The sequence below is a fragment of the Curtobacterium sp. AG1037 genome, assembly GCF_003349855.1.
GTDB classification, from domain to species: Bacteria; Actinomycetota; Actinomycetes; order Actinomycetales; family Microbacteriaceae; genus Curtobacterium; species Curtobacterium citreum.
In genome coordinates, this window is record NZ_QQAO01000017.1 from 1 (window position 1) to 11,982 (window position 11,982).

The 11,982-nt window shown below is 74.1% G+C and carries 13 protein-coding genes; 8 read left to right on the plus strand and 5 right to left on the minus strand.

The window, feature by feature from the left end:
- Positions 1 to 208 precede the first annotated feature (208 nt).
- Together aqpZ and DEU32_RS16675 are read left to right on the plus strand one after the other, a co-directional pair.
- Positions 209 to 1,009 (plus strand): aquaporin Z, encoded by an 801-nt coding sequence (gene aqpZ, locus DEU32_RS16670; RefSeq protein ID WP_114851534.1) that lies wholly within the window; start codon positions 209 to 211, stop codon positions 1,007 to 1,009.
- Positions 1,010 to 1,035: 26 nt separating this feature from the next.
- Entirely contained in the window at positions 1,036 to 1,224 is a 189-nt protein-coding gene (locus tag DEU32_RS16675) for a hypothetical protein (RefSeq protein ID WP_058743411.1), read from the plus strand.
- Positions 1,225 to 1,432: 208 nt separating this feature from the next.
- Here DEU32_RS16675 and DEU32_RS16680 read toward each other — a convergent pair whose 3' ends face one another.
- Positions 1,433 to 1,936: a tetratricopeptide repeat protein gene (locus DEU32_RS16680; RefSeq protein WP_114851535.1), complete on the minus strand. Its 504-nt coding sequence runs from the start codon at positions 1,934 to 1,936 to the stop codon at positions 1,433 to 1,435.
- A gap of 111 nt (positions 1,937 to 2,047) precedes the next feature.
- Between DEU32_RS16680 and DEU32_RS17335 the strand changes: the two genes are divergently transcribed.
- Entirely contained in the window at positions 2,048 to 3,505 is a 1,458-nt protein-coding gene (locus DEU32_RS17335) for a GAF domain-containing serine/threonine-protein kinase (protein WP_181819331.1), read from the plus strand.
- Between the two features lie 30 nt (positions 3,506 to 3,535).
- On the opposite strand, the gene DEU32_RS16690 is transcribed toward DEU32_RS17335, so the two are convergent.
- From DEU32_RS16690 to DEU32_RS16705, 4 genes are all read right to left on the minus strand, one after another.
- Positions 3,536 to 4,357 carry a PmoA family protein gene (locus DEU32_RS16690; RefSeq protein ID WP_181819332.1) on the minus strand — a complete coding sequence of 274 codons (822 nt, stop codon included), beginning with the start codon at positions 4,355 to 4,357 and terminating at the stop codon, positions 3,536 to 3,538.
- Between the two features lie 10 nt (positions 4,358 to 4,367).
- Positions 4,368 to 5,072, minus strand: coding sequence for a bifunctional 2-polyprenyl-6-hydroxyphenol methylase/3-demethylubiquinol 3-O-methyltransferase UbiG (locus DEU32_RS16695; RefSeq protein WP_114851537.1), 705 nt, complete (start codon positions 5,070 to 5,072; stop codon positions 4,368 to 4,370).
- A gap of 237 nt (positions 5,073 to 5,309) precedes the next feature.
- The gene (locus DEU32_RS16700; RefSeq protein WP_258554908.1) at positions 5,310 to 6,206 is read right to left on the minus strand and encodes a DUF1648 domain-containing protein; all 897 of its coding nucleotides are present in this window, start codon (positions 6,204 to 6,206) and stop codon (positions 5,310 to 5,312) included.
- Positions 6,203 to 6,553 carry a GntR family transcriptional regulator gene (locus tag DEU32_RS16705; RefSeq protein ID WP_114851538.1) on the minus strand — a complete coding sequence of 117 codons (351 nt, stop codon included), beginning with the start codon at positions 6,551 to 6,553 and terminating at the stop codon, positions 6,203 to 6,205. The genes DEU32_RS16700 and DEU32_RS16705 overlap by 4 nt, the downstream gene beginning before the upstream one ends.
- A 210-nt stretch (positions 6,554 to 6,763) precedes the next feature.
- Here DEU32_RS16705 and DEU32_RS17340 point away from each other — a divergent pair, with 210 nt between their 5' ends.
- From DEU32_RS17340 to rlmN, 5 genes are all read left to right on the plus strand, one after another.
- On the plus strand, positions 6,764 to 6,931 hold the full coding sequence (locus tag DEU32_RS17340) for a hypothetical protein (protein ID WP_181819333.1): 168 nt from the start codon (positions 6,764 to 6,766) through the stop codon (positions 6,929 to 6,931).
- Positions 6,928 to 8,088 carry a helix-turn-helix domain-containing protein gene (locus tag DEU32_RS16710; RefSeq protein ID WP_114851539.1) on the plus strand — a complete coding sequence of 387 codons (1,161 nt, stop codon included), beginning with the start codon at positions 6,928 to 6,930 and terminating at the stop codon, positions 8,086 to 8,088. The genes DEU32_RS17340 and DEU32_RS16710 overlap by 4 nt, the downstream gene beginning before the upstream one ends.
- Positions 8,089 to 8,185: 97 nt before the next feature.
- Entirely contained in the window at positions 8,186 to 9,058 is an 873-nt protein-coding gene (locus DEU32_RS16715) for an alpha/beta fold hydrolase (protein WP_147281500.1), read from the plus strand.
- A gap of 190 nt (positions 9,059 to 9,248) precedes the next feature.
- Positions 9,249 to 10,343 (plus strand): C40 family peptidase, encoded by a 1,095-nt coding sequence (locus DEU32_RS17625; RefSeq protein ID WP_258554909.1) that lies wholly within the window; start codon positions 9,249 to 9,251, stop codon positions 10,341 to 10,343.
- A 55-nt stretch (positions 10,344 to 10,398) separates the two neighbouring features.
- Positions 10,399 to 11,631, plus strand: a complete 1,233-nt coding sequence (gene rlmN, locus DEU32_RS16725; protein WP_114851541.1) for a 23S rRNA (adenine(2503)-C(2))-methyltransferase RlmN — start codon at positions 10,399 to 10,401, stop codon at positions 11,629 to 11,631.
- Positions 11,632 to 11,982 lie beyond the last annotated feature (351 nt).

Below are 11,982 nucleotides of genomic sequence, written 5' to 3' on the forward strand. Positions count from 1 at the left end.
TGGACACCACCCTCGGCCAGCAACTCCCGGTCCTGGTCCACCTCACCGGCGGCACCAGAACCGCACTGGCCAAGACCACCCGCGTCCACTAGGACGCCGGACCCCACCACCGCTCCACCACCGGCCGGGAGACGCCCGACGTCTCCCGGCCGTGTGCTGCCCGGACACCCGTCCGGTGATCCGTCATGCCCGCAGAAGGAGGCACCCCATGGCACGGAAGAACACCCCAGGCGCGGTCAGCGCGTCGACCTCGGAGCAGCGCCGCGAGGACGCCGCGACCTGGAGCCCGCTCGCCCGCTACCTGTCCGAGTGCTTCGGCACGTTCCTGCTCGTCCTCGGCGGCGTCGGGACCGCGCTCTTCGCGGCGAACTTCCCGAGCGACACCGACAACCAGTCCGGCGTCGGCTTCCTCGGAGTCGCGCTCGCGTTCGGCCTGACGCTCGTCGCCGGCATCGCCGCCGTCGGCCACATCTCCGGCGGCCACTTCAACCCGGCCGTCACCCTCGGCCTCCTCGCCGCGGGACGCACCGACGTCAAGCACGTCCCGGGCTACATCGTGTCGCAGGTCGTGGGCGGACTCGCCGCGACGAGCATCATCGCGGTCGTGCTCTCCGGCAAGGCCGGTGCCTTCGCCGCCGCACACGACGCCGGCTTCGCCTCGAACGGCTTCGGCAGCGCGAGCCCGGGCGGCTACGGCCTCGGCGCGGTCTTCCTGACCGAGGCCGTCCTGACCGGGGTCTTCACCGCGGTCATCCTGTCGATCACCGCGAAGCAGGAGTACCAGGCCCTCGCCCCGATCGGCATCGGTCTGACCCTGACCCTGATCCACCTCGTGAGCATCCCGGTGAGCAACACCTCCGTGAACCCCGCACGTTCGATCGCGACCGCGGTCTACGGTGGGGCCACGCCGCTCGCCCAGCTGTGGGTGTTCATCGTGGCCCCGATCGTCGGCGCGCTCGTCGCCGGCCTGATCGTCCGCGTCGGCGGCCGCCGCCGCATCACGAGCTGACCCACCCCGCGCGAGAGGAGACCACCATGCGCAACCGCATCATCGTCATCGGAGCCATCGTCCTGATCGGCTTCTGGATCGGGTCCCGGTCCAACCGTCCGGTCGTCAAGAAGACGAGCACCGCCGAGACGATCCGCAAGGCCTGGAACGACCCGCACGCGCGCAAGCAGCGCGCGAAGCTCCGCAAGAAGATCGAGAAGGCCGCGTCGCACTGACGGGCGCGCGCCCAGACCGACGGGAGGCACGGTGCCAGCTGGCACTGTGCCTCCCGTCCGTTGCGTGGTCGCGTCGCGACCGCCGGCGGCACGGACCTGCACCCCGTCGCGGACGTCGCACCCTGCTGTCGCGGGGTGCGACGTTGCACCGCAGGGTGCGATTCCGCGGAGCCCAGGGTGCGGACCGCGGAGTCGCCGCTGACGGTGGTCAGTGCTGGGCGTGCTCTTCGGTGAGCGCCGCCGCGTAGGCCCGCACCGACCGGTGGTAGCGGGGGAGCGTCGGCTCGACGGCCTCGATCACCACGCGCAGGGCCTCGTCGACCCGTCCGGCGCTGTGCAGCGCGAGCGCCAGGAACACCCGCGGTGCCGCGCCGGTCGCCGGGTGCTCGGGGGCGTCCCGGAGCATCGCGATGGCTTCATCGACGCGGCCGAGGTTCCGGAGTGTGGACGCGTGCTGCACCACCATCTGCGCGGCGCGCTCCGGGTCCACCGTGTCCAGGCCCGCGGCGGTCGCGGCTGCGTAGTGCTCGTGGGCGCCGGCCTCGTCGCCGCCGGAGTCGTGCGCGCCGCCGAGCTCGAACGCCGCCAGCGCCGGGTGCGGGGCCGTCGCCGCGAGTTCGCGCATCCGGTCGATGCGGTCCCGGTCGTCCACCGTCTCGTCGGCCCAGAGCGCGGCGACCCGCGCCTCCCACTCGTCGTCCCTGTTGTCCATCCGGCCACGGTAGTGGTGCGTGGACCGGCCACCGAGCGCGGCTCCGCGAGCACCCGGCGCGGCGGAATGCGAAGATGCATCGTTGCCCACCGACAGGACGACGAGGAACGCATGGGACACGACGACGCAGCGCCGCTCCTGGACGGGCGCTACCGCCTCGGCGACGTGATCGGCCGCGGCGGCATGTCCGTCGTGTACGGCGCCACCGACGAGGTGCTGCACCGACCCGTCGCCGTGAAGCTGTTCAACCCCGGCACGGTCGACCTCGCCCGACAGGAGGCCGAGCTCGGTGTCCTCGCGGCGCTCGAGCACCACAACCTCGTCGGGCTGCTCGACGCCGGGGTGGTCGACGTCGTCGGCAGCGGGCCGCGCCGGTTCCTCGTGATGTCGCTCGTCGTCGGACAGGACCTCGAGGAACGGCTCGAGGTCGCCCCGCTCTCGCCGAAGCACATCGCCGAGGTCGGCTACGACATGGCCGAGGCGCTCGACTACATCCACGCGCACGGGGTCGTGCACCGGGACATCAAGCCCTCGAACATCCTGCTCGTCGACTACGGCAACGGCTCCGACCGTGCCCGTGCGCGCCTGACCGACTTCGGGATCGCCCTCGCCGCCGGGGTCGAGCGGCTCACCGCGGACGGCGTGACGACCGGGACCGCCGCCTACCTCAGCCCGGAGCAGGCCCGCGGCGGTGACGTCGGCCCCGCGACGGACGTGTACTCGCTCGGCCTCGTGCTGCTGCAGTGCTTCACCCGGCGCCGGGAGTTCCCCGGCTCGCTCGTCGAGTCCGCGATCGCGCGCCTGACCCGTGACCCGGTCGTGCCCGAGCCGCTCCCCGAGCACTGGAAGCACGTGCTCCGGGCGATGACCGCGCAGGACCCGACGGCCCGGCCGCTCGGCGCCCAGCTCGTCACGATGCTCCGCGACGTCGTCATCGCCGAGACCGCGGCCGCGCAGCCCGGGCAGCCGACCCCGGCCGCACAGCCCGGGCAGCCGACCGCGGCCGCGCAGCCCGAACCACCGACCGCGGCAGCACCGACACCGGCACGGGCGCCGGCCCAGACCCCCGCGCACGCCGACGCCCGCCCGGCGACGCTCGACTCGCTCCCTCAGGAGTCCCTCCAGCGCACCGTCGCCATGGCCGCGCGCCTGTTCGACGCCCCGATCGCCCTCGTCGACGTGCTCGACGACGACCGAGAGTGGACGCAGTCCTGGATCGCCGAGGGTGTCGACGAGGCCGCGCGCAACATCACCTTCCGCAACGGGTTCGCCCCCGTGCCGGTGCCCGTGGTCATCCCCGATGGTGCCGAACACCCGGAGATGCGCCAGAGCCCGCTCGTCACCGGGCCGCTCGGCCTCCGGTTCTACGTGAGCGTCCCGCTGCTGCGCCACGACGGCACCGCGGTCGGCACCTTGGCCGTGCTCGACACCCGCCCGCGCGAGGCGACCGAGGCCGACTTCGCGAACCTCCGGGACCTCGCGGCGCTGGCGGTCACGCAGCTCGAGCTCCGTCGCGAGTCCCTCCGCACCACGAGCGACGCCCTCCCGGTGCAGCAGTCCGGCGCCTGACGGCCACCACCGGTCGGCTGCTGCGGACCGTCACGCTTCGTCGCGGACCGTCACCCGGAAGGACCGCACCAGGGGTGCGTCGGGCTCCACCACGACGGGAGCGTCCCACGCCAGCGCCGACCCGACCGCCGGGTACTCAGCGACCCGCACGAACCACGGGTCCGCGTGGCCCAGGGCCTCGAACCGCACCGACGCACGCGCCCCTGACCCGTGCCGCCCGTCGAACGTCCCGGTCCACTCCACCCAGGGTGCGACGGCCCCGTGCACGGCATCCTCGCCCACGGCGGTCGACGTCCGCACGGCGACGTCGTCACACGGCGCGAACCGCCACGTGAAGCCCCCGTACCCGGCTCCCGCGCGGCCGTGACTCCCCGGACTCCCGAGCCGGACGGGCGACGACCCCGGCGCGCGGAACGCCGACGTCCAGCCGAGCACCCAACCGCCGTCCGAGGCGCCCCAGGTGAGCGTCCGTGTCTCCCGCAGCACGAGCGCCCCGTCCGGCCCGGTCCAGCGGAGCCGCTGGGTGAGCGTCCCGTCCCCGTCCGAGACTGCCGTGGCGACGGCCCGCCCGTGGTCGTCGCGCTCCTCGTACCCGGCGTCGCGCACGTAGGTCGGACCGCCCCAGCAGTTCACGCCGTCGACGTCGGGCACCGCCGTCCCGACACCGCAGTGCCACGGGTGGTCGTCCGGCCGCGCGTCGGTCAGCACAGTCTCCGACAGGGTCCGCACCGGGTGCAGGAACGGCCGCGGGCTCCACGCGACCGGGCTCGCCCCGCCGTCGACGAGCGTCGCGACCGTGGTCCCGCCGACCTCGAGCGTGCGCAGGACCCGGTCGACCGCGGCGTGCTCCACGCGCTGCAGGCTACGCCCGGCGACGGACGAGGACCACGCTGTCGGCGGTCTCGTGCGTGGTGCCGTCGGCGGTGGTCGTCATGCGCGGTCGGCGTTCCGCGGCCAGCACGGCCCAAGCCGCCGGACCGCCCGCCGCCGGACCGCCCGCCGCCGGACCGCCCGCCGCCGGGTCGGCCGCCGACGCCTCGTCGCTGCCGAGCACGGCCGCGAGGTCCTCCTCCGGCGTCGGGAACCGGTACGCCCGCATCTCCTCGGGCAGGTCCCGGTGCGGCGGCGCGGCGTGCGCCGTGACGAGCAGGTGCCCGCCCACTGCCACGAACCCGGCTGCGCGGCGGAGGATCGCCGCCCGCGGGATCTCGACCGGCCACGACTGCAGGAACGACGCCGTCACCAGGTCGTACCGCTCGTCGTCCTCGGGTGCCCACGCGGCCAGGTCCGCCGCGACGAACGTCGTCCGTCCGGCCACACCGGCGGCTGCCGCCGCTCGTCCGGCGCGCGCGACCGCCGTGGCCGACAGATCGACACCGGTCGCCGTCCATCCCTGCTCCGCCAGCCAGACCACGTCGCCGCCCTCGCCGCACCCCAGGTCCAGCGCCCGCCCCACCGGCAGGTCCGCGGCCACCGTGGCGAGCACGGCGTTCACCCGACCGGACCAGATCCCGTCGCTGCCGGCGTACCGCGCCTCCCACCAGGCGCGTGCGTCGTGTTCGTCCATCCGCCCAGTGCACCCCGTCGCGCCCGTCCGGCGCAAGCGCCGTTGCCGACCCGGCAACAGGCGTGCCCGGGCAGCCCGGCCCGGCCCACCACCGGACGGGAGGCACGGCGCCAGCCCGCCCCGCGCCTCCCGTCCGTCGTCCGTCCGGTCCGCCGGACGCGACTTGGGCCCGTCAGGCCGCCCGCGCCGCCAGCAGGGTGCCGAGCGCGGCCGCCGCGCGGTCCGCGCCGTCCACCGTCACGAGCCGAGCCGAGCCGACCCGCCCGTCGTCTCGACGACCAGTCCCGGACCCGAGCGTGCGACGTACGCGACCCCGCGCCCGCTGATCCGGTACCCCCAGCCGCCCCACTGCCCGGGGGAGACCTGCTCCCACCCGCAGGTGTCGATCCGCTCGAGCGGCACGCGCATGAGCGGGACGCGCGTCAGCGCGGACACCACACGCAGCCCCCGACGGTCGACCGTCACCTCGACCCGGGCGAGCACGAGCGTCGACGCGCCGGCGACCACCGCGACCACCGCCGTCGTGACCGCCCCGCCGATCTCGCCGCGCAGGCCGAGCAGCACCGCGACGGTGGTGCCCGTCGCGAGCACGAGCACACCGATCACCCCGAAGACCGCGCTGCCGGTGCGGCCCCGCCACGCGACCCGGGCGTCCGGACCGACACGGAGTGGTTCCGCACTCCCACGCTCGATCGGCGAAGCGGTGCGCCGCAGCACGACGAGCGGCACGACTCCGGCGACGCCACCGACCACCAGCCCGGGCAACGTCGACCACCCGGAGAACGTCGGCTCGGGGTCCTGGGCGATCGCGGCCAGCCAGATCCAGGTCACGACGAGGATCCCGGTGAGCAGGTTCCCGACGAGCACGACGAGTCCCGCGGTCCGTCGGTCCCGCGCGCGGAGCGCCCACAGCGACGAGCCGACGGCCGCGGCGGCGACCGCGGCCGCCACCCAGAAGAACGGCCACGGAGAGCCGTACCCATCGGGCTGTCCGTCGCCACCGAAGTGCTGCGCGATCCGTGCGGGCAGCGTCGGCCCGAGCACCGCGGCGGCCACCACGAGCCCGGCGAACAACGCAGCCCCCGGGACCACCACCGCCGTGCGTGCCCCTCGGTCGATCGGTCGTGTCGTCATCGTTCCCCCTTGATCATCGTGAGCAGGTCGTCGAGCGGGACCCCGAGGGTCTCCGCCTGGTTCCGGAGCTCCGCGACGAGCGACCGCAGCTGGTCGAACGAGGCGTGCCCCGAGCGGATCACGGTGGCGCCGCGGCCGCGACGGAGCTCGATGAGCCCGTCCTCCTGCAGGCGCGCGTAGGCGCGGAGCACCGTGTGCACGTTGACGTCGACCGATGCCGCGAGGTCCCGCGCCGGCGGCAGGCGCTCGCCGGTCCGCAGGTCGCCCCGCGCGATCGCGAGCCGCAGCTGTGCGGCGATCTGGTCCGCGAGCGTGGTGCGCGCAGACGGGTCGACGGTGATCAACATGTTTGCATTCTATGCGAACAATGCGCCGGGCGCCCAGTCCCGCCCGGAACGTCCGGCATGCGCGGACTGGCAACCGGCTCCACGTGGACGGACCGCTGTCCGCGTAACGTGCCGACCACGACAGTCCGAGAGCGTCCACACCGTGTCGGCGGCCCGTGGCACAGGCCGACCGGGGCGACGCGTGCGACGCGTGATGCAGGGAGCACGTCGATGTCGGAGTACGAGTCGGACCAGCGCGTCGAGCCGGTCCACATCACCACCTACCGCCACCTCCGCCGCGCGGTGCGCCGCGGTTGGGCACTGCCCGAGCCGCCGACGGCACCGTCGCTGGCCGATCTGTCGCGGGTGCGTGTCCGCGGCCGGACGGAGCGGACGTGAGCACCGTGGCGGCGCACCCGGACCCGGCGCGCCCGGACCCGGCGCGCCCGGACCAGGAGCACTCGGACCCGGCGCGCCCGGACCGGGCGCACACCGACCCGGAGCGCGCGGCTCCGCTGCGTCCGGCCCTTCTCCGCCCGGACCGCACGGCCGTCTCGGAGGGACCGGTCAGCGTCCGCCGGGTCGCCGTGCACGAGGTGCACCGCAGCGGCACCGAGCCTGAGGCCGCACGCGAGCTCCTCGAGCAGGTGTACGGCGCCCGCGAGGTCGTGATCGACCCCGACGGCCCCTTCCACTTCCGCTACCGCTCCACGGGTGACGACCGGGTCAGCCTCCGGACGTCGTCGGTGACCGCCCGACGGAGCGGTGTGCTCGCGCCCGGGCGCCAGTACGTCCTCGCGTGGTCGGTCGAGGGCGGCGTCGTCATCGACCCCGACCGCGAGGACGGCGTGACCCTCCGGCCCGGCGTCCCCGTGATGGTCCCCGCCGGACGGCCCTTCGCGACCACGGCACCCCCGGGGACGATGCACCTCGTCCACTTCGACGCGGACTTCCTCGAGGCCGTGGCCGTCGTCGGCACCGCGCGCGTCCCGGTGCCGCTGGCCTTCCCCGCCTCCGTGCCCTCCACTCACCTGGAACCGCTGCAGACCACCCTGCGCGAGGTGGCTCCCGCCATGCTCGACACCACCGTGGTGGGCGGCGACCGGGCGGTCCTCGACCTCCGGTTGGCCGAGGCGGTGCTCGCGGCGTTCCGTCCCGAACCGGACGGCGGGCAGCCGGACGTCCCGGTCGACGCGATCGACCGCGCGAAGGCGCACATGTACGCCCACTTCGACGTCCCGCTCACCGCCGCCGACATCGCCGGTGCCGCGGACGTCAGCGTACGCACGCTGCAGGAGACCTTCCAACGCCAGGAGGGCACCACCCCGACCGCCTTCCTCCGGGATCTCCGGCTCGGCAAGGCACGCGTCGCCCTCCAGCTCGCCGACGTCCGCGAGACCTCCGTCGCGGCCCTCGCCTTCTCGTGCGGCTTCCGCCACATGGGTCGGTTCTCCGGGTCGTACGCCGGTCGGTACGGCGAGCACCCCGGCGACACGCTGCGCGGGCAGCGGCGCCGCATCGCGGTCGCCGGCGGTCCGGTCCGCATCGTCGGCTGACCGACCCTGCGTGGTCACGCAGGTCGGACGGGAGGCTCGGGGTGCGTCCATCGGCGCACCCCGGTCCGTCCACTGGTCGCGTGGGTACCGTCGAGGGATGCAGACCGGATCAGCCCCCGCGACCGGCACCGCCCGTGTCGCGAACACCGTGCGCGGCACGGGCGCACCGGTCCTCGTCCTGCACGGCACCCCCGGCAGCCTGGAGGGGGCGGAAGCGATGGCGCGGTTCCTGCCGTCCGACCGCTTCCGGGTCGTCGCGGTCGCCCGCCCCGGGTACGCCGGGACCCCGATCGTCCCCGGGCACGCGTCCCTCGACGACGAGGCCGACCGGTACGCCGCGCTCCTGGACGACCTGGGCGTCGACCGCACCGCGGTGCTCGCCTGGTCCGGCGGCGGCCCGTCGGCGTACCACTTCGCCGCCCGGCACCCCGACCGGGTCAGCGCCCTCGTCGTGACGGCGGGCCTCTCCGGACACTGGGTGCCGCCGCACGCGTCGCCGGCGGAGTGGTTCGTCGCGCGGACCCGAATCGGCGGCGCGCTCGCCGCGATCGCAGGGCACGTCGTCCCGCGCGCGGTCGTCGGCACCGTCGTCGCGGGCGTGAGCTCCCTCCGGGGCACGGCGCTGCGGGCACACGTGCGGGACGTCCTGCACGACCCGGTCCGCCGCACCACCGTGCTCGACCTGGCCACGAGCGGCAACGCCGCCGGGGCACACCGAGCCGGGTGGGAGAACGACGTCCGGGTCCTCGGTTCGCTGGAGCGGCTCGACCTCGGCGCCGTGCGCACGCCGACGCTGCTCCTGCACGGCGACGCGGACACCGACGTCGACCCGTCGCACAGCCGTCGAGCGCTCGCCGAGGTACCGGGTGCCGAGCTCGTGACGCTCCCGGGCGGGACGCACTTCGCGCTCTGGGACCACGCCGACTCGGTCGCCGTGCAGCAGCGCGTCGCGGAGCACCTGGCACGCTGACGGCCCGTGCTCCCGGGGGACGGAACGGGGACACGCGGTGGCGGATCGTCCCCCGGGTCCTCAGTGTGGACTGGGCCGGAGGCCCGAGACTGTGACGAACCGCAGGAACCGGCAGGCGCTGCCCAGGCGGACCCAGGTTCGTGACCAATACGTTACACAACCGGATCGCTCGCTCGACCCGGAAGGAACCATGGGACGTCACGCCCTGCCCGCAGCCCCCGACGGCACCGAGCCGGCGCGCCCGCAGCGCGTCGCCACGACCCCCGAGACCCCGGCCGACCTGCCGCCGACGCTGCGTCGTCCGCGCGGTCGCCGCTCGGCCCCGTCGCCGGTCGCCGCGGCCGTCTCGGTCCAGACGCCCGCCGTCTCGGCGCTCGCCGTCTCGGCGCAGGCGCCGGCCGTTTCGGCCCTGGGCCCCGCGGTCGACCAGGCCCGTGTGGCGCGCACCGTCGACGCCCCGCTCCCGGTCGCCGCCCCGGCCGTCCGACGTCTCGCCCGCACCGCGCCCCGCCCAGTGGCCTCGACCGCCGTCGCCGGCGCGGTGGTGCTCTCCCGGTCGGCCGCCCTGCGCGCCGAGCGTGCCGCCGACCCGCGGCACGTCCGCCGCGCGGCGAACGCCAAGCGTGCCGCCCTGCTGCTGGCACCGGCCCTCGCGGTCACCTCGAGCCTGACGCTGACCCTCCCCGCGAACGCCGACCCGATGACCGGCGCCGACCGCTCGGCCACGTCCACGTCCCACAGCGACCAGGCCGCGTTCGGGCACGAGGCGAACCAGTCCTACACGGTCGCCCGCGACGTCGAGGTCCCCGTCGTGCAGACCGACGGCATGACCACCACGACGACGATCGTGTCCTACCCGACGATCGTGACGAAGTACGGGGTCACCACCCAGCAGGCCGAGGACGCGATCTCGAAGGTCCTCTCCGCCGGCGGCAAGCGCGCGACGATCGTCTCGACGGCGCTGCAGTACATGGGCGACCCGTACGTCGAGGGCGGCGCGAGCCACTCCGGCATCGACTGCTCCGGCCTGACGATGGTCGCCTACGCCGCGGTCGGCATCCCGCTCGTGCACTACGTCCCGTCGCAGGACGCCGTGGCGACGACGATCCCCGAGTCCGAGGCCCAGCCCGGTGACCTCGTGGTCTTCGACAACGAGGACCACGTGGGCATCTACCTCGGCGACGGCGTCGTGCTGCAGGCCCCGCACCCGGGCGACCCGGTCGACATCGTGCCGGTGTACCCGAACGCCCACCACTTCGCCCGGCTGCTGCCCGCGGGGGAGTGAGCGCAGGGGAGTGACCCGTTCCCGACGGGTTGCGCTCCTCCCGTAAGCTGGAGTGATGGCCGCCGAGACCCGCACCCCGTTCGAAGAGCAGCGCTCCGCTCGTCCGCAGGTGCGCCCGCGCACCGAGGGCTGGACCCAGGCGCAGGACTCCGAGGGCCGTCCCCTCCTGCAGTTCGCGTCGCCGAAGCGGGGCAAGCCGCCTGTGCACCTCGCCGATCTGACGGTGGAGGAGCGCGTCGAGCGGGTGAAGGAGCTCGGCCTGCCGGGCTTCCGCGCGAAGCAGCTCTCGACGCACTACTTCACGCACTACTCGTCCGACCCGGCGACGATGACCGACCTGCCGGCAGCGCAGCGCGACGAACTCGTCGCGGGGATGCTGCCGCCCCTCCTCACCGAGACCCGGCGTCTCGCGACGGACAAGGGCGACACGATCAAGTTCCTCTGGAAGCTGCACGACGGCGCCCTGGTCGAGTCGGTGCTCATGCGGTACCCGGGCCGCATCACGCTCTGCGTCTCGTCCCAGGCCGGCTGCGGGATGAACTGCCCGTTCTGCGCGACCGGGCAGGCGGGGCTCACCCGCAACATGTCGACGGCCGAGATCATCGAGCAGATCGTCCGGGCGAACGCGGCCATCGCCGCGGGGGAGCTCGGGGGCGACCCGCGCAAGGGCGGCCAGGACCGCGTCGACGCCGAGCGCGTGACGAACATCGTGTTCATGGGCATGGGGGAGCCGCTCGCGAACTACAAGCGCGTGATGGACGCCGTGCGGACCATGGTCGCGCCGCAGCCGAACGGCCTCGGGATGAGCGCCCGTGGCATCACGGTCTCGACCGTCGGCCTCGTGCCCGCGATCAAGAAGCTCGCGGACGAGAACATCCCCGTGACCTTCGCGCTGTCGCTGCACGCCCCCGACGACGAACTCCGCGACGAGCTCATCCCGGTCAACTCCCGGTGGAAGGCCGACGAGGCGATCGACGCGGCGTACGAGTACTACGCCAAGACGGGCCGACGGGTCTCGATCGAGTACGCCCTCATCAAGGACATGAACGACCACGCCTGGCGTGCCGACCTGCTCGCCGAGAAGCTCAACGCCCGCGGCAAGGGCTGGGTGCACGTCAACCCGATCCCGCTCAACCCGACGCCCGGTTCGGTCTGGACCTCGTCCGAGCCGCACGTGCAGGACGAGTTCGTCCGCCGACTCAACGCAGCCGGCATCCCGACGACCCTCCGCGACACCCGCGGCAAGGAGATCGACGGCGCCTGCGGCCAGTTGGCTGCGGCCGAGTAGACGGCTGGTCGGGTCACGGCCTGGAGGCACGGTGCGGTTCCGCACCGTGCCTCTCGTCGTTCCCGGTGCCGGTCCGTCCCGAGCCGCATCGGGGCGACACGCCCGGGATGCGACCGCTGTTGGCGCTGCTGTTCACCTCTGCGTAAAGTAATCACTCGTTGCCGCTGAGGCGGAGAACGGAACGGCCGGTTGGCTTGCTTCCGAGTCTCGTCCGGGCAGCGAACTTCCAGCCCCTCTGTTGAGGTCCGGTGTTTGTCGGGCTGATTGGTGGGTGCGTCTGGTCCTTGAGAACTCAACAGCGTGCACATTGTCAATGCCAATTATTTTGACCCCGTGCGATCGTGGCTCTTT

What these genes read in the sequence shown, in the direction of transcription:
- DEU32_RS17340 (WP_181819333.1), top strand. Translation starts at nt 6,764, where the DNA reads ATGTCGGAGTACGAGTCGGACCAGCGCGTCGAGCCGGTCCACATCACC.
- aqpZ (WP_114851534.1), top strand. Translation starts at nt 209, where the DNA reads ATGGCACGGAAGAACACCCCAGGCGCGGTCAGCGCGTCGACCTCGGAG.
- rlmN (WP_114851541.1), top strand. Translation starts at nt 10,399, where the DNA reads ATGGCCGCCGAGACCCGCACCCCGTTCGAAGAGCAGCGCTCCGCTCGT.
- DEU32_RS16705 (WP_114851538.1), bottom strand. Translation starts at nt 6,553, where the DNA reads ATGTTGATCACCGTCGACCCGTCTGCGCGCACCACGCTCGCGGACCAG.
- DEU32_RS16680 (WP_114851535.1), bottom strand. Translation starts at nt 1,936, where the DNA reads ATGGACAACAGGGACGACGAGTGGGAGGCGCGGGTCGCCGCGCTCTGG.
- DEU32_RS16695 (WP_114851537.1), bottom strand. Translation starts at nt 5,072, where the DNA reads ATGGACGAACACGACGCACGCGCCTGGTGGGAGGCGCGGTACGCCGGC.
- DEU32_RS16715 (WP_147281500.1), top strand. Translation starts at nt 8,186, where the DNA reads ATGCAGACCGGATCAGCCCCCGCGACCGGCACCGCCCGTGTCGCGAAC.
- DEU32_RS17335 (WP_181819331.1), top strand. Translation starts at nt 2,048, where the DNA reads ATGGGACACGACGACGCAGCGCCGCTCCTGGACGGGCGCTACCGCCTC.
- DEU32_RS16700 (WP_258554908.1), bottom strand. Translation starts at nt 6,206, where the DNA reads ATGACGACACGACCGATCGACCGAGGGGCACGCACGGCGGTGGTGGTC.
- DEU32_RS16675 (WP_058743411.1), top strand. Translation starts at nt 1,036, where the DNA reads ATGCGCAACCGCATCATCGTCATCGGAGCCATCGTCCTGATCGGCTTC.
- DEU32_RS17625 (WP_258554909.1), top strand. Translation starts at nt 9,249, where the DNA reads ATGGGACGTCACGCCCTGCCCGCAGCCCCCGACGGCACCGAGCCGGCG.